Origin of the sequence: Chryseobacterium limigenitum, assembly GCF_900114875.1 — a bacterium.
GTDB classification, from domain to species: Bacteria; Bacteroidota; Bacteroidia; order Flavobacteriales; family Weeksellaceae; genus Chryseobacterium; species Chryseobacterium limigenitum.
In genome coordinates, this window is sequence record NZ_FPKW01000012.1 from 68,545 (window position 1) to 95,488 (window position 26,944).

The following is a 26,944-nucleotide window of genomic DNA, read 5'->3' on the forward strand; positions in this document are numbered from 1 at the left end:
CTACAAATTTAAAATAATATTTGAGATATTGTTAGTAAAATTTAAATAAAATTATTGAATTATTCGCGATTCTTGATTAAAATCCATCCTGAATATGAAACAGGTAATTTTGTGTCAGGCTCAATCCATTTTAAAATATACCAATAAGTTCCTGTGGGAAGAGTTCTTCCGTTGGATTTTCCGTCCCAGATATAGTTTTTGTCTGATGACTTATATACAGCTGCTCCATATCTGTCTACAACTTCTATTGTTACATTTTGTTTTATTCTTAAATCTGAATAATTCAGAACATCATTTTTCCCGTCTCCATTTGGCGTAATGGCATTAATTAGATTTAAAACTAAAAATTCTTTCGTAACAGGCTGACATCTGTCTGCGCCTAAAACATATACCGTATGAATACCTCTTGATAATCCTGTGAAAACGTTTGAAGCCTGATAATCAATATCATTCAATGAATATTTATAAGGAGCCGTTCCGCCTGAAACATTAACCGTTGCCGTAGTTCCAGAAACAGTAATGCTTGTAATTGTTGGCGCCTGAGCAGTTGCAACAGTTACAGTCTGACGATAAATACATCCGTTGAATCCAAGATCTACATAATAATTTCCTGCTCCTACTGTAATAGTTTGAGTAGTAGCTCCGTTGCTCCATAAATAAGAAGTGAATCCTGTTCCTGCATCTAATATCACTTTTTCATTAGAACAAATTATCTGATCACGAAGGGTTGTCGATTTTTTTGGAGTTTTTAATTTTATATTTAAAATTCCGATATTCGGGCATTCTGTTGCGCTTGTAAATCTTATGTAAAAAGTACCCGCCGAATTGATGATCTGTGTCGGAGATATCACATTGGTTCCTGTCTGAGCATTAGCCAACGATGTATGGAATGTTAAAGTTACAGCAGGGTTATTGGTGAATACATTTTTGTAATCATTAAGGTTTACGGTTTCAGAGCCATTAATGTCATTGTCACAGATTTCTGCATTTACCGTACTTGATAATAAAGGTATTCTATTCCCAATTTTAAAATTGATCTGTCCAAAAGCTGGCGGGCAGTTCGTTGGATTGTTATCAACTCTTACATAAACAGTTGTATTTGTCGTATACGTCCAGGTTGTTGGTAATGTATTATTGTTTCCCGCATTGGCATCTGCTTGATTTAAATAATATCTAACTGTAAAATTCCCTGAGTTCGTTACAATTTGAGGCGTTACCGTTGCAAAATTTACACTGATTGTTCCTTCAAAACTATTATCACAAAGAGTTGCGTTATAATTATTTGTATTAATGTTGGGCGAAGGAGTTGCTGTTACAGTAATCTGGGCTATTTTTGAGCATCCTGCCGATGAAGTTACATTAGCATAAATAATTCCTGCAGGTCCCGAATACGTAGTTGGATTTGTAATCTGTCCCGTTAAATTTGAATTGGTGAAATAGGTAATTGTAATCCCAGGATCTGAAGAAACATTTACCGAAGTAAGATTGTAAGTTCCGTTTCCGTTTGTTCCTGCGCAAGATGTTAAAGAACCATTATTTACATTCGGGAATGGATTTACAGTTAATGTGATCTGAGCTATTTTTGAGCATCCTGCCGATGAAGTTACATTAGCATAAATAATTCCTGCGGGTCCTGAATACGTTGTTGGATTTGTAATCTGTCCCGTTAAATTCGAATTGGTAAAATAGCTAATTGTAATCCCAGGATCTGAAGATACATTTGCCAAAGTAAGGTTATAAGTTCCGTTTCCGTTTGTTCCAGCGCAAGATGATAAAGAACCGTTATTTGCATTTGGAAGCGGATTTACAGTTAATGTGATCTGCGCCGTCTTTGAACATCCTGCCGATGAGGTTACATTAACATAAATAATTCCTGCGGGTCCGGAATACGTTGTTGGATTTGTAATCTGTCCCGTTAAATTTGAATTGGTAAAATAGGTAATTGTAATCCCAGGATCTGAAGATACATTTGCCAAAGTAAGGTTGTAAGTTCCGTTTCCGCTTGTTCCAGTGCAAGATGTTAAAGAAGCATTATTTGTGTTCGGTGACGGATTTGCAGTCAATGTAATCTGAGCTGTTTTTGAACATCCATACTGTGAAGTTACATTAGCATAAATAATTCCTGCAGGTCCCGAATAAGTTGTTGGATTTGTAATCTGACCCGTTAAATTCGGATTGGTAAAATAAGTAACTGTTGTTCCTGTATCTGCTGAAACACTGGCTGTTGTTAAATTATAAGTCCCGTTTCCGCTTGCGTTTGTACAAGACGATAATGAAGAGTTATTAACATTTAGAACATTTGTGTTGATAATTATTTTAAAATATTCAAAACTGAAAGGATTTCCATTTCCCTGAATGTAATAAATAAAGGTATCAGTAGTATTTGCAGTAATCCCCGCATTTGGAGTGTAAGTAATTTGCCCTGTTGTTGGGTTTACCGTCGCTGTTCCCGAAGTTGGTGGAGAAATTATACTCGTTAGTGAAGGAATAATTGCTTGTGTTGAGCTTGTAAAAGCCGGAGTAATCACTTTCGTATTACAAGAACCAATATTATAAGTTGTTGTCGTAATCGGTGGGCATAAAGTATAGTTGTAAATAGCTGTCAGTCTCGTTTCACAATTGTTTTTTGTGATTTGACAGGTATAATCTCCAGCTCCGTATAATTCAGGATTAATAGAGTAGGAGGTCGCTCCTGGAATTAAGACTCCATTGAAATACCATTGATATGCATCATAATTACTGTCTACCTGAAGAAGAACTCCCGCATAGCAATCACCAGTTTTTGTAATGGCAGGCACAGAAGAGAATCCTGCAAAATAGCCACCATAACCTACTGCACCATTTCCTGCTGCTATTCCCGCTGTGACAGGTAATGTTGAATTTACGGTAACATTTCCTGTTACATTCGGAATAGAATAAGTTACCCAGTTTGGATTTCCTGTTACAGGATAAGGCCCGTTTCCTGCTGCGATATTATTTCCATTGAAGGTTACTGTTGCACCTGTTTGAGTGATAATATTAAGTTTAGTATCGTAAGATGTGTTTCCTATTTTATTAATAAATCCTATTTCGTTAATTTCTTTAGGTAAAAAACAGCTTAATGGAGGGATAAAATTCATTCCTCCTGTTGCATAAACTGTGCTTCCGGAAGTTCCGGCAAGAAGCTGATAGATGTAAACATTATTTGTAGCGGAAATACTCATGTTGTAGTTTCCGTTCCCTTGATTGATGTAATTTGTTCCCTGTACAATATAATATTGTCCGGCATTCAGAGTAACACTATTTAAAAGGTTACCATTCACGGTAAGTTTGGTATTGTTTACTGTGGCAACAACCAAAGCAGCTTCCATTCCTGAAGCGGCCGGGCCGTTTCCTTTTACCATCACAAAATCTTTTCCTAATCTTTCCACAGGAACCGCCTGATCCATCAATACATCTACATTACTGTTGTTTTGAGTAGTATAGATGCTGTTGAAGTTTCCGTTGGTCACAGATACAGGTTTGTTGGCAACCAATTTTGCGCCGACCAATCCGTTTAAATTACTTGTAGCCAGATCACTTTGTGCTTCAATAATGTATGATCTTCCTTTATTAATAGTGAAAGTTCTCGACGGAGCCGAGTTACCATCAGAAAAAACAACATTGGGATTATACCCTGATAATGTTACCGTTGTATTGTCTTCTGTTGCGATAACTCCAATTGTGGAGTTGACATAAGGCTTCGCTGTAGTATTTGGAGCCAATCCTATGAAAAAATTTTTTCCAACTCCTGCTAATCCTTTTGAAGTAATAATTTCAGCCTGATTGGGAACTCCAAATCTAAAGTTGGCAAAGAATTTTTTATTTCCTTTTACCTGTAATCCCATCGGTCTTGAATTAAATAGGTTAGACAATGTAGAAGCAATCATAAAATTACTTGGAATCGTCACCTGTACCGGATTTCCTTTGCTTACCTGTACGGTAGAATATACCGCATTGTTATTGTAAATCTGTACTGAAAAAGGGGTAGTTTCGTTTGTAGATAGATATAAATAACATTCCGGAGTGCCCTGTAAAGAGCTTGCCGACATCGGAGCAAACCAATGTTCGGTATCTAATTGAGCATTAGCAAACAGACAAAGAAATGTACAAACAGCTAGTAGAAATTTTTTCATGGCTTATTATAAGGGGGCGCAAATATAATAATTAAGAATCAACATTTTGCAAAAAAAATTCTAATAAATTTCCGTTATCGTTCATGTTGTTAATTATTTAATATATGCTTCATATTCACTTTATGGTTTTTCTGATTTTCATGAGAATAGAGCACAAAAAATCCCGATGAAAAAATTCACCGGGATTATTATTTTTCTTTGAAAGAGTAATTAAGCTAAGCTTGCTCTTACAAATCCTGTAACTTTAAGGTCTCCGTTTACAGATTTTACATAATCAGCAATAGAAATACTTGCGTCTTTAATGAAATCTTGGTGTACCAAAGTGTTGTCTTTGTAGAATCTCTGCATTTTACCTTTCAAGATATTGTCGATAATGTTTGCAGGCTTACCTTCTTCAGTAAGTTTATGTCTTTCGATTTCTAATTCTTTATCGATCGTTTCCTGAGAAACAGCGTTTTCGTCAAGAGCGATAGGGTTCATAGCAGCAACCTGCATAGAAACAGCTTTAGCAGCTTCGTCAGCTCCGTCTACTTTAGCAGAAAGAGAAGTGATAGCAGCAATTTTGTTTCCAGCGTGGATGTAAGCTCCTACGAAAGGCCCATCCAGTCTTTCGAAAGTACCGATCTCGATTTTTTCCCCGATAACACCTGTTTGCTCGATTAATTTCTCAGCAACAGTCATTCCGTGGAAATCAGTAGCTAGAAGCTCTTCTTTAGAAGCAGCAACGACAGCCATTTCAGCTATTTCGTAAGCAAGCTCGATGAACGCTTCGTTTTTAGCAACAAAGTCAGTTTCACAGTTTAAAGAAATAATAGCACCTAATGTGTTATCTTCGTTTACTCTAGCGATAACTGCACCTTCAGCAGACTCTCTGTCAGCTCTGTTAGCAGCAACTTTCTGTCCTTTTTTTCTAAGGATGTCGATCGCTTTGTCGAAATCTCCTTCAGCTTCAACTAAAGCTTTCTTGCAGTCCATCATACCTGCACCTGTAATGTTTCTCAATTTTGCTACGTCTGCAGCAGCTGGTGTATAAGACATAATATCTATTATTTTTTATTGTAAGATTAGTATTGATTTTTTTAGCTTATTTTTAGAGCAGTGCAAAGATAATGATTTTAATGATAAACTAAAAAATGACTTTTTGCGTTATTTGTATATTTAATAAATTTTTAAACGTTTAGTTAATGAAAAAAATATTTCTCCTTATATTTTTATGCGTTTTTACTCTTGGTTTTTCTCAAAAGAAGAAAAAGGGCAAATCTAAAGCTATTGTAGAAAAAGAGACATTAATCATCTACACAGAAAGCGATGCCGAAAGTACCAAAGAAGCCCGAATAATTGCAGGATTTTTAAAACAAAATCCGGGTCACGCTAAAACGGATTATTTTAAAAAGAAATTGATAGAACTCATTATGGCAGATAATTCTCCGGAAGCAAAACCTGTGATTAAACCTCTTAGCAAAGAAAAAATTGAAAAAATTGTTAATAATAATGAATTAAACAACTCAAAAACAATTGCGTCAAATTCAAATAATAATACAACTGCTGAAAAAAAGGTAAACTATGCTAGTACCGGAAGCGCAACTAAAAAGACTGAGCCAAGCGAGAAAAATAAGAGAACCGCAGCGATGTTGACCCATATGTTTAATGATGATCCGATGGATAAAGAAGCTTATATCAATATTAAAAACAGATCTAAATGTAATTTAATTGTAAAAATAAGCGGGAAAAAGTATTACAATCTTGATGTTCCGGCTAACAGCCAGAATTATCTTTTGGTGGATAAAGGAGAATATATCTTAACAACAATGGTTTGTGACGCAAAATATTCTTCACTGAAAAGAATTAATAAGGATATTGAAATTGAATTGAATTTGAGAGATGATTAAATAGCTACAACATATTTTAATAAAAAACGGTTAAGAAATTTTCTTAACCGTTTTTGTTTTATCCTTTATATTGCCCCATTGCAATAAATTTGTCTTGTCTTTGGGTTTCAAGTTCTTGTCCTGTAAATTTAGAAAAAGCCTTGATGTTTTGTAAAATTGACGTTTTCAGATTCTGATAAGTCGCTGCAGGATCGTAATGTGCTCCTCCAAGCGGTTCTTCAATGATTCCGTCAATAAATTTCTCTCTTAAGGCATCTTTCGGAGTTAGGTTTAATGCATTTGCAGCATCTTCTTTATGATCCCAGTTTCTCCATAAGATAGAAGAACAGCTTTCCGGTGCAATTACTGTGTACCAGGTGTTTTCCAACATGTAAACTTTGTTTCCGACACCGATTCCCAATGCGCCGCCACTTGCTCCTTCACCAATGATATACGTAAAGATCGGAGTTTTCAGCTGAACCATTGTGAAAATGTTTCTTGCGATAGCTTCTCCCTGACCTCTTTCTTCAGCTTCCAATCCCGGATAAGCTCCCGGAGTATCAACCAAAGTGATCACAGGAATGTTGAATTTTTCAGCAAGCTTCATTAGTCGTAAAGCTTTTCTGTATCCTTCAGGATTTGGCATTCCAAATCTTCTGTGTTGTCTTTCTTTAGTTGTTCTTCCTTTTTGAGTTCCGATGATCATTACTTTTTGGCCATCAAGAGTCGCTAAACCACCAATCATTGCAGGATCATCTGCGAAGTTTCTGTCTCCGTGAAGCTCAAGGAAGCTTCCTTTGTCTACCATTCCATTGATATAATCAAGGGTATAAGGGCGATCCGGATGACGGGATAGTTGTACTCTCTGCCAAGGCGTAAGGTTTCCATAGATTTCTTTCTTCTTCTCTATGATCTTGTCCTCAATCTGGCTGCATGCTAATTTTACATCAACACCACTTTCTTCTCCTACCAAAGAACATGTCTGGTATTGCTCCATCAATTCTTGTATAGGAAGTTCGAAACTTAAATATTCCATTTCTTGAAGTAAATTAAATCTTTCAAATTTATGAAAAATTATGGGATTTCTATTTAAAATTATTTATAGCATTGTTTATTCTTGCTATACTTTCTTGTTTTCCGATGATTTCTAAAATGTCCGGAACGTCTGGCCCCTTCAATTCTCCAACCAGGGCTAAACGAAGTGGCATCATTACTTTACCCATTCCTAAACCTTTGTTTTCGGCGAAATCATGTACTGCTTGTTTTAATGTTTCAGAACTAAATTCTGTGCTTTCTAATGTTGTAGCCAATTCACCTAAAACAGCAGAAGTTTCATCATTCCAAGCTTTTTTTGATGCTTTTTCATCATAAGAAACTGGAGCTTCGAAGAAAAACTTTCCGTTTTCGTAAATATCTTTCGGGAAAGTTGCTCTTTCTTTCATCAGGTGAATGATCTTCAATAATTTTTCATCTTCAATCTTTAAATTTAAATCTGAATTTTTTAAAATTTGAAGTAATTCTTCGTCAGATTTTAATTGAATATACTGATGATTAAACCATTCTGATTTTTCTTTACTGAATCTTGCACCTGCTTTATGTACTTTATGAAGATCAAATTCTTTGACCATATCTTCTAAAGGCAAAATTTCCTTATCATCCGCAGGCGACCAGCCCAATAATGCAACCATGTTGATGAATGCTTCCGGAAGATATCCGCTTTCCCTGTAGCCTTTAGAAATGTTTCCTGTTGCAGGATCTGTAAAGTTTAATGGAAATACAGGGAATCCGAATTTATCACCGTCTCTTTTGCTTAATTTTCCTTTTCCTTCCGGTTTTAAAATCAAAGAAAGGTGAGCAAATTGTGGAGCTTCCCAACCCATTGCTTCATATAATAAAGTATGTAAACCTAAAGAAGGAAGCCATTCTTCACCACGGATCACGTGAGAAATTTCCATTTCGTGGTCATCGATGATGTTGGCAAAATGGTAAGTTGGCATACCGTCGTTTTTAACTAAAACTTTATCATCTAGTGTATTAGTATTTACAGAAGAATTTCCTCTGATGATATCTACAAGATTCAACGTTCTGTCGATTGGCATTTTAAACCTTACAACATACGGAGTTTTTTCTTCCAATAATTTTTGAACTTCCTCCTCAGAAAGGGTAAGACTGTTTTTTAAACGGTTTCTTGTTTTGTTGTCGTAAGAAAAAACGTCTCCTTTAGCTTCATATTCAGCACGGATAACGTCTAATTCTTCAGCAGTATCAAAAGCAATGTAAGCATAATCTGTTTTTAAGATCTGCTCTGTATATCTGTCGTAGATATCTCTTCTTTCAGACTGTCTGTATGGAGCAAATTTCCCTCCTTTCTTAGGACTTTCGTCAGGAATGATGCCGCACCATTCTAATGCTTCTTCGATGTATTCTTCAGCTCCTTCTACATATCTTGCAGTATCTGTATCTTCAATTCTCAATACAAACTCGCCACCCTGATTTTTAGCAAAAAGATAATCATATAATGCGGTTCTTACGCCTCCCAAATGTAAAGGTCCGGTAGGACTTGGAGCAAAACGTACTCTAACTTTCTCCATTTCAATTAAAATTTTGATGCAAATTTACTTAAAATTATGTGTTTTAAAGTTGTTTTATCATTCTGTTATTGGCTTTTTTGATTTGAATATTTACATTTGTATAAATTAATAAGAAGTAAGTCATGTTGGAAATCGGAGAAAGACCTTGGGGAAAATATTTTGTTTTGGCAGATGAGCCAAATTATAAATTAAAAAGAATAGAAGTAAACCCAGGACAAAAACTGTCTTATCAGTATCATCACAAGAGACAGGAGCAATGGACGATCATCGAAGGTGATGCTACGATTGTGTTGGATGATAAAGAAATCAGTCTAAAGTATGGTGAAAGTATTTTCATCCCTTTGGGTGCAAAACACCGGATGATGAATCTTTCTGAGAAACCTGTTGTTTTCATTGAAGTGCAGACGGGGACTTATTTCGGGGAAGATGATATTGTGAGGATTGAAGATGAGTATGATAGAAGTTAAAGCTTAATTATAAAATTAAAAAGGGGTCAGATTGTATGTAATTTGACCCTTTTTTTAGTTTTTTTTTTAAATATTTTTTTGATTTGTTTTGTATTAATTATTTATTTATAGAGAGTTAAGGTTATTTAAAATTCTCTGTTATGTGATTTTTATCATTTTGATTTGCTTTTTTCACACAATGTGGAATATTATCTTTGCCGCAAGTTTAAAAACTATTTTATCATGAAAAAACAAATTCTATTTTGCATTAGTGCTATTCTAATGCTATTTTTAGCTTCATGTTCTACTGATGAGCTAAATAATGAAATCACTGCTGGAGAAGCTGGAAGCTCTAACCGTTCATTATCTGGAAAAACTGCTGGAGATGGTATTTACGACATTTTAGGACATGGTTATGATGTTGCCGGAGAATATGCAAATGCTAATTCTGCTGGTTTTCAGGTTGTTGATGTTGAGCGTTTTAAAAATGAACAAACCGCAAGATTGATCACTGAAAATACTTTTTCTCAGGAATATGTAGAAGAGTATGGAGAGAATGCGGAAACTTATTCTAAGATGGTATCTACAAAAGTAAATGCAACAGCAGGAATTCCTTTATTCAAAAAAACGCTATCTGTTTCTTTTAACTCTGCGGTTACAAATACTAATAAATATGATGCAAAATATATTTATGGTAGCTATAATTTAACGATCAAACAAAAAAGATTAAGATTTAATGCAACTACTGATATGCTGGGAGATTACTTAACTCCGGAATTTACACAAGATTTACAGACAAAAACTCCACAACAGATTGTAAGTGATTATGGTACTCACGTAGCCTTGGATATTTATACAGGAGCTAAGCTAGATATAATGTTCCAAGCGGAAACAATGAATCAAAGTCGTGATCATGCTGCTAGAGTTGGTATAAAAGCTGGGATGAAAGATATTTTTGACGTTGATGTTACGAATGATGTAAATACTTCAAGTTCTAATCAAAATTATTCTAAAAAATTATCTTACAGAACAAGAGGAGGGAATCCTGCAATAGGACTAATGGGAGAGTTGAATTTGGATCAGAATAATCCTAAAATTAATATTTCAAACTGGCAGAATAGCTCTAATCCAAGCAATTCTGTTTTGGTTGATTTTGGTAGTAATGGTTTGGTTCTTATTTATGATTTGGTGAAAGATCCTGCTAAAAAAGCTCAGCTTAAAGCATATGTAGATCAATATTTAATTGATAATAAAGTATTTCTTGAGTTTAAAACAATTCCTATTTACAGGTATTTTAACGGGACAGATCATTATTATACAAGAACTTCAGGAAATTACGGTGGATACAACTTTGAAGGGATAGAATTTAATGCATTCCTTTACAAAGCTCCAAATACAATCCCAATTTACAGATATTGGAATGGAAAAGATCATTATTATACAAGAACTCCTGGATATTATTCTGGATATTCGGATGAGGGAATAGAATTTAATGCTTTTGCAACACAACAGCCAAATACAGTCCCAATATATAGATATTGGAATGGAAAAGATCACTATTATTCAAAATCAAGTGTAAGACCTGGCGGATATGTTTATGAAGGAATAGAATTTTATGCCTATTAAATAGAACTTCTGATTATAAAAAAACAGTAAAATCATTACGATTTTACTGTTTTTTTATGGATGTAAATTCTTAATTATAAGAATTAAATAAGGAATACATATGAATAGAGATTAACAAACTTTTTATTTTTTCTTAAGATGTAATACTTTCAGTACTTTGTTGATTTTATATTTCATTGTTCTTTTATAACCAAGTAATTTTATTCTTTCCATGAGTTGAAAGTTTTCGTACATGGTGGCTAAAAGGTTTTGTTTAAAAAATTCTCTTAATAGATCTTTATCCGAAATAATTTGCTCGAATTTTATTATTGCCTTTGTCTTGTTTTCATACATGAAAAACTCGTTATTCGTCATGCCCGCCGAGCTCATTCTGTAAGCTAAAAGAGGTTCGTTGATATAATGCGTTTCAGGATTGTCTGCGTATGTCTGCAACCAGAAAGTCCAGTCTTCTTTTGCTCGAAGCTCTTCATCAAACTTATATTTTTCAACAATATCTTTAGAAAATATCGCACAATGGATAGGAATAGAAAAAGTATTATCCCATTTTAGCAATATTTCTCTTTGAGAAAAATATTTTCCGTCCAATATGCAATGTGGAGGGAGATCTGTTTTTGTGGCGTCATCAAATCTTTTGAAATCGGTGATGACAACAGTATTATTTGGTCTATTTATTTTTTGTACAGATTTTTCGAACTTGTCTTTGTATAAAAAATCATCACAATCCAAAAACTGAACAAAATCGCCGGTTATATTTTCAATGCCTTTATTTCTGGCAGAGCTTAGTCCGCCGTTTGGCTTTTTAATATATTTTATTCTGCTGTCTTTTTTCTGCCATTCTAATGATTTTTCTTCAGTATTGTCTGTACTGCCATCATTTATAAGAATGCACTCCCAATTTTGATAGGTTTGATCAATTAAAGAATTAATACAATCATCCATAAAAACAGCTTGATTATAGCAAGGAACGATTACCGATATTTTTATTGATTCATTCATGGTTTAGAAGAGTTTAGCCTGTTGTTATTTGTTTTATCCAGCTGCTGAAACCGTATTTTTTTACAATATCTTCAGAAAGTTCGTGATAAGGAGCCTTTAAAAATTGCTCAATATTTTTATAATTATCATTTTCTACGACAAATATATTATCAGGATGGTAAAAGTCATAATTTTTCACCATAATATTATCGGTTATTACTTTTTTCTTGTAATATATTCCTTCGAAGAAACGGATAGAAAGGCCATTGTGCAAAGGATCAACAAAATCTAAAAGGATGTCGGAATTTTTTACAAATTCAAGATTTTCTTCAAAAGTTATTCTGTTTTGAATGTATTTTATCTTGTTATTTTTCTGTTCAGGTTCTTTGAAATATTGAATGAAAATTGACAGTTCTACGGGAAAACGAGATACCTGATCGATAAATTTATGAATCTTTTCTTCACGGCTTTTCCAATATAAACCGACAAAATACAATAGAGGTTTTTCTGGATTGTAGACTTTTTGAGAAGGTGGTAAATGATCGAAATAAAAATTAGTAATAGATTTGATATTGTATTCTGACTCAACTTTTTCGAAGCAGAAAAAGGTGTCGAAAAGATTGAAATAGTTTTTCACTTCCGGGAACTTTTCAATTCCGTCCCATTGATAGGCAATGAGTTTTTTTGTTTTTTCCTTTAAATTTTTCACAAAAGAAATCGGGAAATTATCTGGTCGAATAACCAAAATGTAATCTAGTTTACCATCGATTTCTGAAAGACTTTTATTAAGTTCTGAAAGATTGTGCTGGTTGATGAGATTTTGCTTGTATTCTTTATTTCTAAGAATATTTTTAACGAAAAAATTTCTGATGCTTTGGTCTCCTTTATATCTAAATTTTGGAAGTTTGTCCGTAATTAAATACGTGTCAAATCCTTTTTTTTCCAAATTATCTAAAAATAGTTTGGGAAAATCAGAATAATCGGGCATCACCAAAAGAAACCTTTCCTTTTTCACTTTTTTTATTTTGAATTAAATATGCTGAAAAACAGTATTTTATACTGTTTTCTTAAACTGTTAACGGGATTATTAAAATACTCTTTTTTTATTGAATCAACATCTTTTAAACTTACAGCATTAATATACTGAAAATACTTTTTTTCTATGTTTTTTAATTCAATTTGATCGCTAAACTTAGGATTTACTTCTTTGAAGGTTTCTTCCATTTGTTGAAGCGCTTCGTTTGAATAATTTGAATGATGTTTGTAATTTCCGATTATAATTTTCTTTAGATAAGAAATGTAATAGGCGATAATACTCTGATTCGGGTATTTTAAATAATAATTATCGTAAATGGTTTTAATAACACTTAAATATCCTAAAAGATTTTTATCACTGTTTTTTTTGGTAATAGATTGCGCATTATCAACAGTATAATGATAGGAAATTTCTGGCGTGAAGATTACGTTTTTTGCTTTAAACATTGTCTCGAAAAACCACAGTTCATCTTCATGGTAAATTCCGCTTAAAAATTTTAAATAGTTTTCTTTTAAAAACTTAGCGTTGTATAATTTGTTCTGAGCAATTGGACTCAATCCTTCTGATATATTTTTTAATAGAACTTCAGAATTATTATTTGTTAAAATTTGCGGCTCTTTTGGATGAGGCAAATATGAGATTGTTTTTTTCTCTTCCCAAGAATAATTAGCAGTTTTTCCAACAATAATGTCTTCTTTTCCTGTGTATTTTGATAATAAAGACTCAATAGCTTTTGGAGGAAGAATATCATCACTGTCACAGAAAAATATGAAATCTCCGGCAGCTTTTTCCAAACCGAAATTTCTTGTGTCAGAAAGACCCTTATTTTCCTGACTATATACGTGAAATCTCAAATCTGTAAACTTATTGATAATATCTAACGTATTGTCTGTGCTGCCATCATTGATGATGATACATTCAATATTAGAATAAGTTTGATTCCGGATGCTGTTAAGCACCTCTTTTACATAATAAGACGCATTATAACAGGGAACAATAATACTGACCAGAAAGTTGGAATTATTCATGGGTGAAAATCTAAAGGGATTAAATTTCTTTTAATGTTGCGCTTACTGCTTCCAAAGAAAATGGTTTCAGGCTGTCTATTGAATTATTTCTTAACGTATTCCATAATTCTTCATCGCAGTTTAGTCGAAGAATAGCTTCTGCAAACATTTTTTCATTATTTGCGATCAATACATTTTTTTCATTGATCAGTTGCATGCCTTCCGCACCAATATCAGTCGTTACTACTGGAAAGAAATACTCAAAAGCCTGTCCGATTTTTCCTTTAACTCCTGCTCCAAATCTTAATGGAGCAACCATTATTTTTGAAGTCATAAAATACTCTTCAATACTTTCAACAAAGCCTAAGAATTTAAATTTCGGAAACTGTTTGATATCTAATTTATCTGCAACATTTCCAATTACACTTACTTCTAAAGCCGGATTTTCTTTCCAGACAAGAGGCATTATTTTCTCGTATAAAAATCTTACTGCGTCAATATTCGGCTCGTGAATCGAACCGATGAAAACAATTCCTTTACTTTCGTTGAAAGATTTTCTTTCGGAAATATCAATTTTCGGGTAGTGAATATTTGAAATCGTGATGATTTTATTTTTATCCACATATTCACTCATTATCTCTTTCTCTTTGTCTGAAATTGCAATAATATAATCTAATTGTGGAGCAATTACAGTTTCAAGATGGAAGAAATGTTTGTAGTTTTTCTTTAAAGAGATGCGTGTAGGCTCTATCTCGATTGCTCTTTTATATCTTAAAAAATGAATATCTACCATATCATACATAAATTTTGTATTGGGTAGAATATTTTTCATTTTCTTATAAAATAAATTTAATGCAAGCGGACCATTAAACCAAACATAATCAATATTTTTAAAAGCAGAAATAAAATTGTAGATACTATTATATTTCATATTTTCTACAAATACTATTATCTGATGTTGTTTGTAGAATTTCACATAAGAATCGTCCTCAAACATATTGGGAGCGAATAGAATGCAGTTGTAACCTAATTGTTTGTAGATCAAAATGATTTCCTTCAACCTGTTTGATCCGGAATCTTTATCATGAGTCGGGAAGTCCCTTGAAGCAAATAATATTGTTTTTTTTGATGAATCAAATAATTCTATGTTGACAATATCATTGGTGTTTAGAGCTTTGAGTTTTTCTTTTCTTCTGAAATATTTTTTTATTTTCTTTAGGATTCCCATTTGTTAGTTTTTATTTAATTCAAAAACTCTGTCTGTCCAGTAATCAAGCGTATATTGATAATAAATATCCTCTGGAATTTTTTCGTAAGGCCTATTAAAGAAGTCTTTGTCAAGATTACTGCAGGTTTCATTTAAAACCAATATATTATTAGGATTATAAAAATCGTAATTTTTGATGGCTTCATTATCTGTAATAATTTTTTTATCTAAAGCTATAGCCTCAAATACTCTGAAACTCAGTCCGCATTGGTTTTCGCGGGTCAGATCCAATAAAGCCTTTGAATTTTGATAATATTCCGGCAGCTTTTGATGAGATATTTTTTTGATGCTGAAGATGATAGATAAATTTTCAGGAACAGTGGTAAACAGATTTTTGATTTGATGTTTCCAACCTTTTTTTCCTATGATCATGATCTGAAATTTCAGATTAAGATCTGTTAATCTTTTTGCAAGTGTTTTTATAAACGAAACCCTTTTGTTATCATATGAAGTGATATAAAAAAGATCCATTTCAGGTTTTTTTGTATCATTTGAAAAGTGAGGAAGATAAATGTAATTTGTTAGTTTTTCAAATCCAAATTTATCAATATCAGCGATATCGAATGAGAATATTTTATCAAAAAGTTTTAATTTATTTTCATTCACAGGTACTCTGTCGAGACTGTCATAAAGATACGTAATGAGCCTGTCGGTATGGTCTTTTATTTTTTCTAAAGTAGATAGGCTGAATGTATCAGGATTTAAAACTAGAATCTGATCATAATGACCTTGTTCATCCAATGAATCCAGGACAAACTGCTGTCTTTTTTCTTTCTTTAGGTTTCTGTTGAAAAGAGTTTTGCTTAGGGCATTTGTAGCCCTTTCTCCAAAGTTAGAGTGAGTAATTGAAGCGATCTTAATATGATGAGCATTAATGCCTTTTGCGCTTAATGTCTCAACAATATATTGATCATATCCCCAGAAATCATAACTAATTATACAAATCTTCATCAACTAATTTTGCTCTTTTTTTAATGATTCATAAGTTTCAAAAACACTTAATGACTGCAGGTAGGAAAGCTGATAGCCTTCTTTCCCGTCCAAAATTCCAAGCCTTATAATATAAGCCTTAAAAAACTTAAATGCCGTTTTAGCGTACTGAGCCAAAATACTATATTTCTTGCCCTGTATGGCTAATTCCTGTCCTTTTAAAACTCCGTAATGAATCATCTTTTGTTTATACGACTCATAATCTGAAACGGAATAATGTAGCAGTTTATTTCTAAATTCTCCGATTGTACCGTTAACTTCTAAAGTTTCATGAACTTTTTTCCCTGCAACATACCTCGCCCTAGACCTTCTGAAAAGTCTGAAATTCTTATCTGTCTGAGTTCCTGAATAGTTGATAGGTTTTCCTGCGAAAAAGAATTTTCTGTAAAAATAGTAGGCATCTTTTTTATAGGGTCTGTTTAACTTTTCGATGATCTCGCTTCTAAGAAGAGGTGTAATCCTCTCATCACCATCCAAAAATAGTGCCCAATCGTTTTTAGCATTGTCTAAAGCTAAATTTCTTTGCTTTGTAAAGTCCTCAAAAGTATTTTGAATAATTTTCACATTTGGAAATGTTCTCGCAATCTCCAATGTTTTATCTGTACTAAATGAATCAACGATTACAATCTCGTCACAAAAATCAAAACATTCGAGTACTTCCCGAATGTTTTTCTCTTCGTTATACGTTATGATTAAGCCACTTATATTCATTATGATCTATTTTTGAAAAAGAAATATAAATTTAATATACTTCTAAAACAGTTTTAATCTACCAAAGATAAGTTTTAATTTGAATTTTATTAACGATTCTTTGCCTTTTATATCTATTCTACAAAGCTCGTAAGGGTTGTTTGTAGGAAAATAATTCACTTTATTGCCTATTCTTAGTGCATAATCAATTCCTAAATTTTTTAAAATTGAAAAGAGTTTTATTTTTTCAGGATTTTCTTTAGGATATTTTCCATAAGGATAAGCTAAAACAGGTGAATACTTTATGTCTTGATCATTAAGGATCTGCATATTTTTTTTTAAATCTTTTTCAATTAAATCTGCGGGAATATTTCTAAAGTTTTCATGAACATGAGTATGAAGTGCTATTTCAAAATATTTCTTATTTAAATTTCGAATATTTTCAAAAGTCATCATTTCATGATTTTGATAACCTTCCTGAATAAATTTTGTTGAAATAAATATTGTTGCTTTTAAATCATATTTTTCCAATAAAAAAGGTAAATAATCAAAATTATTTTTATAACCATCATCAAAGGTAAGAATTATACTTTTTTTTGCAGGAAGATTTATTTCGGTAAAAAACTTGGAAGTATAATTTTTTTCCTTTAAATATTTAAATTGTTTTTCAAGGTTTTCCAGATCTACCGTAAGGTCATCATCAGTTTCTTTTTCTATCTGATGGTACATAAGAATTGTCAATCTGTTTTTCGGAAAAATAAACAAATAAAGTTGAAAATAGATAATTATGAAAATTATTAATGAAAATAGGAACAAATATACGATCATGTTGCTTTAATATTCTTTTTTTCAAGTTCTACTAATCTAATTTTCTCTTTCAGCTTTATATATTTCAAAAATGTATAATAAGACATGGTTTTAGCAATATAAAATCCTGCAAAGCCATCCAAAAAGCCAAGCTTAAAAATAAAAACTTTAACAAATTCAAAAATAGGACTTACAATAATTTTAAAACGATTGATCTTTTTACCTTTTTCAAACATCTTCTCCGCCATCATATCAGAGTATCTGTTGACTTTTGTGACGTGATGATGAATGCTTTTGTAAGTGTAATGATTAATTTTTCCGTCTAAAGTCTCTGTTTTTTTATCATAAATTAGGAACTCATGAACTTTATCATCAGAGTATTTTGCGCAGTTTTTTCTGAATAGTCTTTCTCTGCAAACATCGCCCCAGCCTCCGAATTTTATTAAATGAATCCCAAGGTGATTATTAAATTTTGCTTTGTAAATACTACATTTATAATTTTCTGAAACTGTGATTTTTTTGATTGAATTTTTTAAATCCTCATCTGGCACTTCATCTGCGTCCAGAAACAAAATCCATTCGTTAGAGCATAGACTAAGGGCATGGTTTTTTTGTTCGCCATACCCGTTAAACTTTTTCTCAAAGAATTTTACTTGGGGATATTTTTGAGTACAAATTTCTTTGGTCTTGTCTGTTGAAAAACTATCAACAACTATAATTTCATCTACTGTGTCTATAATTGAGTCTAAAAGTCTTACAATATTATCTTCTTCATTGTAAGTAATGACTGCGAGAGAAAGTGACATTTTTATTTAAATTCTAATATCGTTTTCTCAATAATTCTCACACAATCAAGTAATTGTTCTTCTGTAATTACCAATGGTGGAGCCAATCTGATGATATTCCCGTGGGTAGGTTTTGCAAGTAATCCGTTTTCTTTTAACTGTAAACAAAGATTCCATGCAGTGGAGCTGTCCGGAGTATCATTAATCAAAATAGCATTTAATAAACCTTTTCCTCTTACTTTCGTAATCAAATCAGATTTTTCAATCAGTTTTTCAATTTCATTTCTGAATAATTGACCTAGTTCTTCTGCTCTTTCAGATAGCTTTTCATCAGCAACAACATCTAAAGCTGCCACTGCAACCGCACATGCAATCGGGTTTCCTCCGAATGTTGAACCGTGTTGTCCGGGCTTGATAACATTCATGATCTCGTTATTTGCCAATACAGCAGACACAGGATACATTCCGCCGGAAAGTGCTTTTCCCAAAATTAAAATATCAGGCTGTACATCTTCATGGTGACAGGCGATTAATCTACCCGTTCTTGCGATACCTGTCTGTACTTCATCGGCAATGAAAAGGACATTGTATTTTTTACATAATTCAGAAGCATCTTTCAGGAAGTTTTCGTCCGGAACGTAAACTCCGGCTTCACCTTGAATTGGTTCAACCAAGAATGCAGCAATATTTTGAGCATCCTGAGTTAAAATTTCCTCTAAAGCTTTAATATCGTTGTACGGAATTTTAATAAATCCGGGAGTAAAAGGGCCATAATTCTGATTCGCGTCAGGATCATTTGAAAAAGAAACGATCGTTGTCGTTCTTCCATGAAAATTATTCTCACAAACAATGATCTTTGCAGCGTTTTCTGAGATTCCTTTTACTTCATAACTCCATTTTCTGGCTAATTTTACGGCAGTCTCCACAGCTTCTGCTCCGGAATTCATGGGTAAAACTTTATCAAAACCGAAAAGGGTCGTAATTTTCTTTTCGTATTCCCCTAAGTTAGAATTGTAAAAAGCTCTTGACGTTAAAGCTAATTTCTTAGCCTGATTTACTAAAGCTTCAACAATTTTAGGGTGAGAATGTCCTTGATTTACAGCAGAATAAGCAGAAAGGAAATCATAATATTTCTTGCCTTCCACATCCCAAACGAAAACGCCTTCTCCGCGGTCTAAAACCACCGGAAGAGGGTGATAGTTGTGGGCACCATGTTTGTCTTCAAGGTCAATAAAATATTGTGAGTTTTTTGCTGTTTCTACTGTTGACATATATTTTTGCTTTTGTACAAAGTTAGTGATTTATTTTAAAGTTGTGAATGTGATTTGAATGAGTAATAGTAAATAAATAGAATGTTTTTTTAATGAAATTTAAATGAATTTTATACCTGAAAACTATTGATAAAGATGGTGATGTACGTAAAAAATACAGGTTGGTAGAATTTCTTTCGATTTGATGATTTCTTCTAAAATATGATCTCTACCTATTTCAGGATATTCACTGTATTCACATTTTGCATAAGCATGCATTCTTTTGGATTTTTCAATTGATTTTTTCACTTCTTTTTAAGCTTTCGGCTAAGTATTTTGATGATCGTTTTTTCCTGAGCCTGAAACAAACTCCAGAGTCCGAAGAATACGATCAGTACTAAAAACCGTTTTATATTATTTTCTGCAGTTTGATTTAAAATTAAGTTGAAATAATCTTTCATTAAGATTAATTGAATTAAAAATAACTCGCAATACCACAAATGAGTGATTTTAGAAATAAAAAAACTGCCTCAAAATGAGACAGTTTTAAAGTTTTTATTTAAAAATAATCTTAGTGATTATCGTATTTTCTATCCATTACAAAGCTCTCCATGAACTTTGTAGTATAGTTTCCTGAAAGATAATCCTCATCATTCATCAACTGTCTGTGGAAAGGAATTGTAGTTTTTACGCCTTCAATATAGAATTCTTCCAAAGCACGTCTCATTTTTGCAATCGCTTCCTCACGAGTTTGAGCCGTCGTGATTAATTTTGCAATCATTGAGTCATAATTAGAAGGAATTGTATATCCAGAATAAACGTGAGTATCAACTCTGATTCCGTGTCCGCCAGGAATGTTTAATCCCGTGATTTTCCCCGGAGATGGTCTGAAATCTGCATAAGGATCTTCCGCGTTGATTCTACATTCAATTGAATGCAATTTCGGATAATAATTGATTCCGGATATTGGAGTTCCCGCAGCCAAAAGAATTTGCTCTCTGATCAGGTCATAATCAATAACCTGCTCAGTAATCGGGTGTTCCACCTGAATTCTCGTATTCATTTCCATGAAATAGAAATTTCTGTGTTTGTCAACAAGGAATTCGATCGTTCCAACACCTTCATACGCGATGAATTCTGCTGCTTTTACAGCTGCGTCACCCATTTTCTCACGAAGTTCGTCAGTCATGAACGGAGAAGGAGTTTCTTCCGTTAATTTCTGATTTCTTCTTTGAACTGAACAATCTCTTTCAGAAAGGTGGCAAGCTTTACCAAATTGGTCACCCGCAACCTGAATTTCGATATGTCTAGGCTCTTCAATCAGTTTTTCCATGTACATACCTCCGTTTCCGAATGCAGCCACAGCTTCCTGAATTGCAGATTCCCAGTGTTCTTTAAGGTCTTCAGCTTTCCAGACAGCTCTCATTCCTTTTCCACCACCACCGGCAGTTGCTTTGATCATTACAGGGTAGCCTGTTTCTTCAGCAGTTTTTACAGCGTGTTCATAAGATTCAATTAATCCTTCAGAACCAGGTACACAAGGTACACCTGCTGCTTTCATGGTTGCTTTAGCGTTGGCTTTATCTCCCATTCTCTCAATTTGCTCAGGAGAAGCACCAATGAATTTGATGCCGTTTTTCTGGCAGATTCTTGAGAAATTAGCATTCTCAGATAAGAAACCGTAACCTGGGTGAATGGCGTCTGCATTTGTAATTTCTGCAGCAGCAATAATGTTAGAAATTTTAAGGTATGAGTCTTTACTCATTGCAGGACCAATACAAACAGCCTCGTCAGCAAATCTTACGTGAAGACTGTCTTTGTCGGCAGTAGAGTATACCGCCACAGTTTTGATTCCCATTTCTTTACAAGTACGTAAGATACGCATTGCAATTTCGCCACGATTGGCAATTAATATTTTTTTGAACATCTTCTTAAATTTGAAAATTAGATAATTTGAAAATTAGATTAATGTTATTTGAATGTAGAATTTTAGTCTAACATCTAATGTCTAACATCTAATTTCTAATTAAGATGGGTCTACTAAGAATAAAGGTTGGTCGTATTCTACCGGAGTAGCATCGTCAACTAAAATCTTAACGATTTTACCGCTTACCTCAGAATCAATCTGGTTGAATAATTTCATTGCTTCAATTACACAAACAACTTTACCAACAGAAACTTCATCACCAACGTTTACGAAAACATCTTTATCCGGAGATGGTTTTCTGTAGAAAGTTCCGATCATTGGAGATTTGATTGTAATGTATTTGCTGTCATCAGATGCAGCTTCAGTTTTTTCAACAGGTGCAGCAGATGCAGCAGCCGGAGCTTGTGCCGGAGCAGCCATTTGTTGTGGTGCAGTGTGGTAAACTGCAGGTTGAGCATAAGCAACTTCGCTTCCAGCTAATGGAGTTTTAATAGTGATTTCGAAATCTTTAGTTTTGTACTTCACTTCAGAAACTTCAGCCTTAGATACAAACTTAATAAGATTTTGTATGTCTTTAATGTCCATAAATTTGATATTTGATTTTGGGTCAAAGATACCAAAAAAACGTAAAAAACAACAAAAAACCGCCAAATTTTATAAAAATTGGGCGGTTTTTGTATAAAAACGAGTGTTTTTCAGTGAAAAACGACTTCTTAGTTTTCTTCAGTAGTTGCTACTTCTTTTTCCAATACTACTTTACCTCTGTAGTAAAGTTTCCCTTCATGCCAGTGAGCTCTGTGGTAAAGGTGCATTTCTCCTGTTGTTGCATCTTTAGCTAATTGAGGAACTACAGCTTTGTAGTGAGTTCTTCTCTTATCTCTTCTTGTGGACGATTGTCTTCTCTTTGGATGTGCCATCTTGTAATAACTTTTTTAATTTGATGAGCGATGAGATTCTTTTCATCCTCTCATCATATTTAAATTATTTTAATTTTTATCTTTTAATTTCTTAAGTGCTTCCCATCTGGGATCACTTTCCGGTTCTTCTTCAACTTCTTTTGGGCTGAATTTTTCAAGAATTTCCAGATCTTCATCGCTTACGTTAGGTGAAACCTTTTTCATTGGTATTGAAAGGGCTACATTTTCGTAAATCAACTGTGCTACATTGAAAGCGTGGTCGCTGGTTGGGATCGTGATAACATCTTCTTCGCTGTCATCGTATTCTTCTCCAAACTTCACCAAAACCTTAATGTCGTTTTCAATAGGATGTTCAAAATCTTCGTTTGTAATATCGCAAACCAGCTCTACATTCCCATATGTTTCAATCTCAAATTCTAAAAAAGTAGTGTGTTTCTCAAGAAAAACATCTACTGTGATCTTAGGATTTGTAAATTCCTGCTCAGTGTCAAATAATTGAAAGAACGTTTTGTCTATCTCAAATTTGAACTGATGCTTCCCGGTTTTCAGTCCGGAAAAGCTCACGTCATAGTTTCTTAACTTGTCCATAAAATGAGTGTGCAAAAATATGCATTTTTTTTATAATTACAAATAAAATCTCCAACAAATTAATTTAAAGTTGGTTTTAATGATTTATGCTTCAGTTTCGTCTGGTAGATCTTCGTCAATTCCGTTGTCGGTAACCATTTTTCTTGGCTGCATACGGTTGCTCATCAATTCGTTATATTCGCTTCTATTCTTGAAAATTTTAATTGCAGTAAAGATAGCTTCTGTAAAACTTTGCTCATCTGCAATGTTTTGTCCTGCGATGTCGTACGCAACTCCATGGTCTGGAGATGTTCTGATAAAGGGAAGTGCAGCAGTATAATTTACGCCTTCTTCATAAGCTAATGTTTTAAAAGGAGCCAAGCCCTGATCGTGATACATTGCTAAAACTGCATCAAAACTTTTGTATTTGCTCGGTTGGAAAAAACTGTCTGCAGGAAAAGGACCAAAGGCCAGAATTCCGTTGTCAGAAAGTTCTTTGATCGCCGGGGAAATAATTTCAATTTCTTCATTTCCGATAACGCCACCATCTCCTGAATGTGGATTTAATCCTAAAACAGCAATTTTCGGTCTGGAAATATTAAAATCTTCAATTAAAGTTTGATTTAAAGCTCGGATCTGTTTTTTAATTTTCTCTTTAGAAATATTTTCAGCTACTTTTGCCAATGGGATGTGGTGGGTAGAAACGGCAACTTTTAAATCATCTGTTACTAAGAACATCAATCCTTTTTTGTTAAATTTTTCTTCAAAATATCCTGTATGACCGGCATGTTTAAAGCCCATCTTCATCATTTCGTCTTTGTTGATGGGAGCTGTCACAAGAACATCTATTTCTCCTTTCATCAAAGCTTCGGTTGCTGCTTCCAGAGAATCTATCGCCAATTTGGTTGATTCTTCGGTCGGTTTTCCTAATTCTACATTCGAATTGTCTTTCACAAGATTCAGCATATTGATCTTTCCTGCCTGTGCCTGTGAAGTTTCGTTGATGTAATTAAAGTTTAAATTAAGCTTAAAAATATTTTTCTGATAGGTAAATAATTTCCCTGAACCAAAAATTACCGGAGTAAAAAAATCGGTGATTGTTTTGTCTTTCAGAGACTTCATGATGATTTCGGGTCCTATGCCGTTGAAATCCCCGATTGAAATTCCTACTCGTACTTTATGGTTTTTTGGGCTCATTTTGATTATCTTTGAAGATTATAATTTTACAAATTTAGCAAAAAATAATATGTTCACAGGAATTATTGAAGCAGTTGGAGTTATTGAAAAGATTGAAGAAAAAGGAAGTAACATTGATTTTACTTTAACATGCCCTTTTACCAATGAATTAAAAATAGATCAAAGTCTTGCACATAACGGTTGTTGCTTAACAGTTGTTGAGATTAAAGATAACCAATATGTCGTTACAGCGATCAATGAAACCTTAGAAAAGACCAACCTTGGAAAATGGGATGTTGGAACGGTTGTAAATCTAGAACGGTGCATGAAAATGGACGGAAGATTAGACGGACACATCGTTCAGGGGCACGTTGACCACACCGGAGAGGTTGTAGGAATTGAGAATAAAGACGGAAGTTATTTTATTACGGTTAAATATGAATCCAACGGAAATTTTGTAACCGTTCCTCAAGGTTCTATTACAGTAAACGGAATAAGTTTAACCGTTGCAAAAAGTGAAGATTCTCAGTTCTCTGTAGCAATTATTCCATATACATGGGAGTTTACCAATATGCAGCATCTTAAAATCGGGGATAAAGTTAATCTGGAATTCGACATAATTGGTAAGTATATTGCTAGGTTAATTAATAAACAGAATGGCAATAAATAAATACAAAGGATATAGTTTAAGAAATCGGGTCTTTTTCGGTTTCTTGCTCGTATGTCTTTTAAGTGTTGCAGCTTCTTCGCTGGTTCCTTATTTTGTTTTAAGAAGTAATTCTCTGAAACAGAGTAGGATAGATATGCAGGATAAGACTAATGCTGTTATGGGATATTTGGATTATGCTGTGAGTAGATCGCTTGTGAAAACAAAAGATCTTCCCGAAGTTTTAAGCAATAAAATTCTAGAAATTGCGGATATCAATCAACACGATATTGTTATTTATGATTTAAAAGGCAACTATCTTCTTTCTAATAAAGATGAAAGTTTGGTTGAGCAGAAAACGATTCCTTTAAATATTGTCAATAAGATTTTGGCTACCGACGCCAGGGTCGATATCAGAGGATATGACCAGGCTAAAGATGCAGTTTTTACTTCGTCCTATTTGGTGCTGAAAAATAATGTTCTGGATCCTGTAGGTATTGTGTATATTCCTTTGTATCATAATGAATCGGCGTATCTTGATGTTCTTCACCAATATGTTAAGTATATTTTATTGGTTGATATTTTTCTTATTTTATTCAGTATTTGGCTGAGTTGGATTACATCTAATAATTTAGCAAAGACTATTACAAAGTTTTCTGATATGATCACGCGTATTACATTGTTTGAAAATGAAATGCATCCTATCAGATATTATAAAAATGATGAACTAAATGCTCTTGCAAGAGCTTATAACAGGATGATCCTCCAGATTCAGGATCAAAAAGAAAGATTGCGTTTTAAAGCATCAGAAGAAGCTTGGCGGGAAATGGCGAAACAAGTTGCTCATGAGGTGAAAAACCCTTTGACCCCAATGAAATTGACCATCCAGAATTTTGAAAGAAAATTCGATCCCGAAGATCCGAATATTAGGGAAAGAGTAAAGCAAATGAGTAAAACGATGGTTGATCAGATCGACTTGATTGCCACAGTTGCGTCTGCTTTTTCGGAGTTTGCGAAGCTTCCTGAAAAAAATAATGAAGTAATCAATCTGAATAGCGAGGTTGAAGATATTCTGCGCGTTTTCAATGATGACAGTATTTTTATACATTCCAATAAAAGCAATATTATGATCAATATGGATAGGATTTATCTGTCCAGAATCATTACAAATCTTGTTACCAATGCGAAACAAGCCGAAAGTGATGAAAGAAAATTGATCATTAATGTGGATGTAGAACAGCATCAGAGGAGGGTGATGGTTTCCATTCAGGATAATGGTGTTGGGATTCCTGAAAACATATATGAAAGGATTTTTGAGCCTAATTTCACTTCAAAAAACAGCGGAATGGGACTTGGCTTATCTATGGTCAGAAAAATGGTGGAAGATTACAAAGGAGAAATCTCCGTGAAATCTGAAGTCGGAAAAGGATCAACATTTACCATTACATTGCCAACCAATTTATAGTGAAGCCTTTTACATTTAAACAATTCGAAATTTATCAGTCTAAAAATGTCTTTCGTGTAGGAACAGACGGTGTTTTGTTAGGCGCTTTAGCGAATGTTGATAACAGGCCTAAAGTCCTAGAAATAGGAACAGGAACGGGCCTAATTTCATTAATGTTAGCTCAGAGAAATCCTGAAACTGATTTTTTAGGGCTTGATATTAATGAAGAGGCTGTAAATCTGACGAAAACTAATTTTGAGAATTCGATATTTAATTCAAGGTTAAAAAATATTCTTCAGGATTTTAAAAATTTTGAAACAGAAGAAAAATTTGATTTTATTGTTTCTAATCCTCCTTATTTTGAAGAATCCGGTTCTGGAAAAGATAAAATTGCCAGACAAACGGTTGAATTGAACTTTCAGCAATTAATTTCAAAATCATCACAATTGCTTTCCGAAAAAGGAATTTTTTCTGTAATTATCCCTGCCGAAGTTGGAAGTGACTTCATTGAAATTGCTAAAGAAAATCAATTGTTTTTAACCCGAAGAGTTAATATTAAAGGAATCGAAAATTCAAAAATAAAAAGATTGATTCTTGAGTTTTCTTTAACTGAAAATCCATTTGAAGAGTCTGAATTTATTATAGAAAAAAGTCCGAGACAATACTCGGACCAATATCTTGAACTCACGAAAGAGTTTCATGTTTTTAAGGGATAGAAGTTAGAAATTAGATTTTAGAAGTTAGTAGTAATATCCTAATCTCTAAATTTCTCAAT

26 protein-coding genes are annotated in these 26,944 nt (G+C 33.4%); 6 read left to right on the top strand and 20 right to left on the bottom strand.

Annotation, left to right across the window (positions count from 1 at the left end):
• Positions 1–59: 59 nt before the first annotated feature.
• Complete coding sequence (locus BT156_RS14490) at positions 60–4,154, bottom strand: T9SS type B sorting domain-containing protein (RefSeq protein ID WP_072411062.1); 4,095 nt, start codon at positions 4,152–4,154, stop codon at positions 60–62.
• 210 nt (positions 4,155–4,364) lie between these two features.
• Positions 4,365–5,192 (bottom strand): translation elongation factor Ts, encoded by an 828-nt coding sequence (gene tsf, locus BT156_RS14495; protein WP_072411063.1) that lies wholly within the window; start codon positions 5,190–5,192, stop codon positions 4,365–4,367.
• 146 nt (positions 5,193–5,338) lie between these two features.
• Between tsf and BT156_RS14500 the strand changes: the two genes are divergently transcribed.
• Entirely contained in the window at positions 5,339–6,043 is a 705-nt protein-coding gene (locus BT156_RS14500) for a DUF6759 domain-containing protein (RefSeq protein WP_072411064.1), read from the top strand.
• Between the two features lie 58 nt (positions 6,044–6,101).
• Here the strand turns inward: BT156_RS14500 and BT156_RS14505 are convergent, their stop codons facing one another.
• Positions 6,102–7,058 (bottom strand): acetyl-CoA carboxylase carboxyltransferase subunit alpha, encoded by a 957-nt coding sequence (locus BT156_RS14505; RefSeq protein ID WP_072411065.1) that lies wholly within the window; start codon positions 7,056–7,058, stop codon positions 6,102–6,104.
• A gap of 49 nt (positions 7,059–7,107) precedes the next feature.
• A complete protein-coding gene (gltX, locus tag BT156_RS14510; RefSeq protein WP_072411066.1) occupies positions 7,108–8,613 on the bottom strand; it encodes a glutamate--tRNA ligase in 1,506 nt (501 codons plus the stop codon).
• Between the two features lie 125 nt (positions 8,614–8,738).
• Between gltX and BT156_RS14515 the strand changes: the two genes are divergently transcribed.
• Together BT156_RS14515 and BT156_RS14520 are read left to right on the top strand one after the other, a co-directional pair.
• Positions 8,739–9,080 carry a phosphomannose isomerase type II C-terminal cupin domain gene (locus BT156_RS14515; protein ID WP_170857325.1) on the top strand — a complete coding sequence of 114 codons (342 nt, stop codon included), beginning with the start codon at positions 8,739–8,741 and terminating at the stop codon, positions 9,078–9,080.
• 222 nt (positions 9,081–9,302) lie between these two features.
• On the top strand, positions 9,303–10,685 hold the full coding sequence (locus BT156_RS14520) for an MAC/perforin domain-containing protein (protein WP_083582359.1): 1,383 nt from the start codon (positions 9,303–9,305) through the stop codon (positions 10,683–10,685).
• Positions 10,686–10,808: 123 nt separating this feature from the next.
• Here the strand turns inward: BT156_RS14520 and BT156_RS14525 are convergent, their stop codons facing one another.
• From BT156_RS14525 to pdxA, 16 genes are all read right to left on the bottom strand, one after another.
• Positions 10,809–11,681, bottom strand: coding sequence for a glycosyltransferase family 2 protein (locus tag BT156_RS14525; RefSeq protein WP_072411069.1), 873 nt, complete (start codon positions 11,679–11,681; stop codon positions 10,809–10,811).
• A 13-nt stretch (positions 11,682–11,694) separates the two neighbouring features.
• Complete coding sequence (locus BT156_RS14530) at positions 11,695–12,675, bottom strand: WaaS/CpsH family glycosyltransferase (protein WP_139255487.1); 981 nt, start codon at positions 12,673–12,675, stop codon at positions 11,695–11,697.
• Between the two features lie 5 nt (positions 12,676–12,680).
• The gene (locus tag BT156_RS14535; protein WP_072411073.1) at positions 12,681–13,724 is read right to left on the bottom strand and encodes a glycosyltransferase family 2 protein; all 1,044 of its coding nucleotides are present in this window, start codon (positions 13,722–13,724) and stop codon (positions 12,681–12,683) included.
• A gap of 19 nt (positions 13,725–13,743) precedes the next feature.
• Complete coding sequence (locus BT156_RS14540; RefSeq protein WP_072411075.1) at positions 13,744–14,931, bottom strand: glycosyltransferase family 4 protein; 1,188 nt, start codon at positions 14,929–14,931, stop codon at positions 13,744–13,746.
• Between the two features lie 3 nt (positions 14,932–14,934).
• Positions 14,935–15,921 (bottom strand): WaaS/CpsH family glycosyltransferase, encoded by a 987-nt coding sequence (locus BT156_RS14545; protein ID WP_072411166.1) that lies wholly within the window; start codon positions 15,919–15,921, stop codon positions 14,935–14,937.
• A gap of 3 nt (positions 15,922–15,924) precedes the next feature.
• Entirely contained in the window at positions 15,925–16,671 is a 747-nt protein-coding gene (locus tag BT156_RS14550; RefSeq protein ID WP_072411077.1) for a glycosyltransferase family 2 protein, read from the bottom strand.
• Between the two features lie 42 nt (positions 16,672–16,713).
• On the bottom strand, positions 16,714–17,379 hold the full coding sequence (locus tag BT156_RS14555) for a polysaccharide deacetylase family protein (protein ID WP_072411079.1): 666 nt from the start codon (positions 17,377–17,379) through the stop codon (positions 16,714–16,716).
• A gap of 95 nt (positions 17,380–17,474) precedes the next feature.
• Complete coding sequence (locus BT156_RS14560) at positions 17,475–18,263, bottom strand: glycosyltransferase family 2 protein (protein ID WP_072411081.1); 789 nt, start codon at positions 18,261–18,263, stop codon at positions 17,475–17,477.
• Positions 18,264–18,265: 2 nt separating this feature from the next.
• Entirely contained in the window at positions 18,266–19,513 is a 1,248-nt protein-coding gene (gene rocD, locus BT156_RS14565; RefSeq protein ID WP_072411083.1) for an ornithine--oxo-acid transaminase, read from the bottom strand.
• Between the two features lie 123 nt (positions 19,514–19,636).
• A complete protein-coding gene (locus BT156_RS22490; RefSeq protein ID WP_262484310.1) occupies positions 19,637–19,771 on the bottom strand; it encodes a hypothetical protein in 135 nt (44 codons plus the stop codon).
• Positions 19,772–19,797: 26 nt separating this feature from the next.
• Complete coding sequence (locus BT156_RS22150) at positions 19,798–19,953, bottom strand: hypothetical protein (RefSeq protein WP_170857322.1); 156 nt, start codon at positions 19,951–19,953, stop codon at positions 19,798–19,800.
• A 110-nt stretch (positions 19,954–20,063) separates the two neighbouring features.
• Positions 20,064–21,419: an acetyl-CoA carboxylase biotin carboxylase subunit gene (gene accC / locus BT156_RS14570; RefSeq protein ID WP_072411085.1), complete on the bottom strand. Its 1,356-nt coding sequence runs from the start codon at positions 21,417–21,419 to the stop codon at positions 20,064–20,066.
• Between the two features lie 99 nt (positions 21,420–21,518).
• Positions 21,519–22,004, bottom strand: a complete 486-nt coding sequence (gene accB / locus BT156_RS14575) for an acetyl-CoA carboxylase biotin carboxyl carrier protein (protein ID WP_072411087.1) — start codon at positions 22,002–22,004, stop codon at positions 21,519–21,521.
• 128 nt (positions 22,005–22,132) lie between these two features.
• Positions 22,133–22,336, bottom strand: a complete 204-nt coding sequence (gene rpmF / locus BT156_RS14580) for a 50S ribosomal protein L32 (RefSeq protein WP_034678990.1) — start codon at positions 22,334–22,336, stop codon at positions 22,133–22,135.
• Positions 22,337–22,405: 69 nt separating this feature from the next.
• Positions 22,406–22,924 carry a YceD family protein gene (locus BT156_RS14585; protein WP_072411089.1) on the bottom strand — a complete coding sequence of 173 codons (519 nt, stop codon included), beginning with the start codon at positions 22,922–22,924 and terminating at the stop codon, positions 22,406–22,408.
• An 84-nt stretch (positions 22,925–23,008) separates the two neighbouring features.
• Complete coding sequence (pdxA, locus tag BT156_RS14590; RefSeq protein WP_072411091.1) at positions 23,009–24,100, bottom strand: 4-hydroxythreonine-4-phosphate dehydrogenase PdxA; 1,092 nt, start codon at positions 24,098–24,100, stop codon at positions 23,009–23,011.
• A gap of 49 nt (positions 24,101–24,149) precedes the next feature.
• Here pdxA and BT156_RS14595 point away from each other — a divergent pair, with 49 nt between their 5' ends.
• From BT156_RS14595 to BT156_RS14605, 3 genes are read left to right on the top strand one after another with little or no spacing between them, the layout of a single operon-like run.
• Positions 24,150–24,749, top strand: coding sequence for a riboflavin synthase (locus BT156_RS14595; protein ID WP_072411168.1), 600 nt, complete (start codon positions 24,150–24,152; stop codon positions 24,747–24,749).
• Entirely contained in the window at positions 24,736–26,190 is a 1,455-nt protein-coding gene (locus BT156_RS14600) for a sensor histidine kinase (protein WP_072411092.1), read from the top strand. The genes BT156_RS14595 and BT156_RS14600 overlap by 14 nt, the downstream gene beginning before the upstream one ends.
• Positions 26,190–26,885, top strand: coding sequence for a tRNA1(Val) (adenine(37)-N6)-methyltransferase (locus BT156_RS14605; RefSeq protein ID WP_072411094.1), 696 nt, complete (start codon positions 26,190–26,192; stop codon positions 26,883–26,885). The genes BT156_RS14600 and BT156_RS14605 overlap by 1 nt, the downstream gene beginning before the upstream one ends.
• Positions 26,886–26,944: the final 59 nt, after the last annotated feature.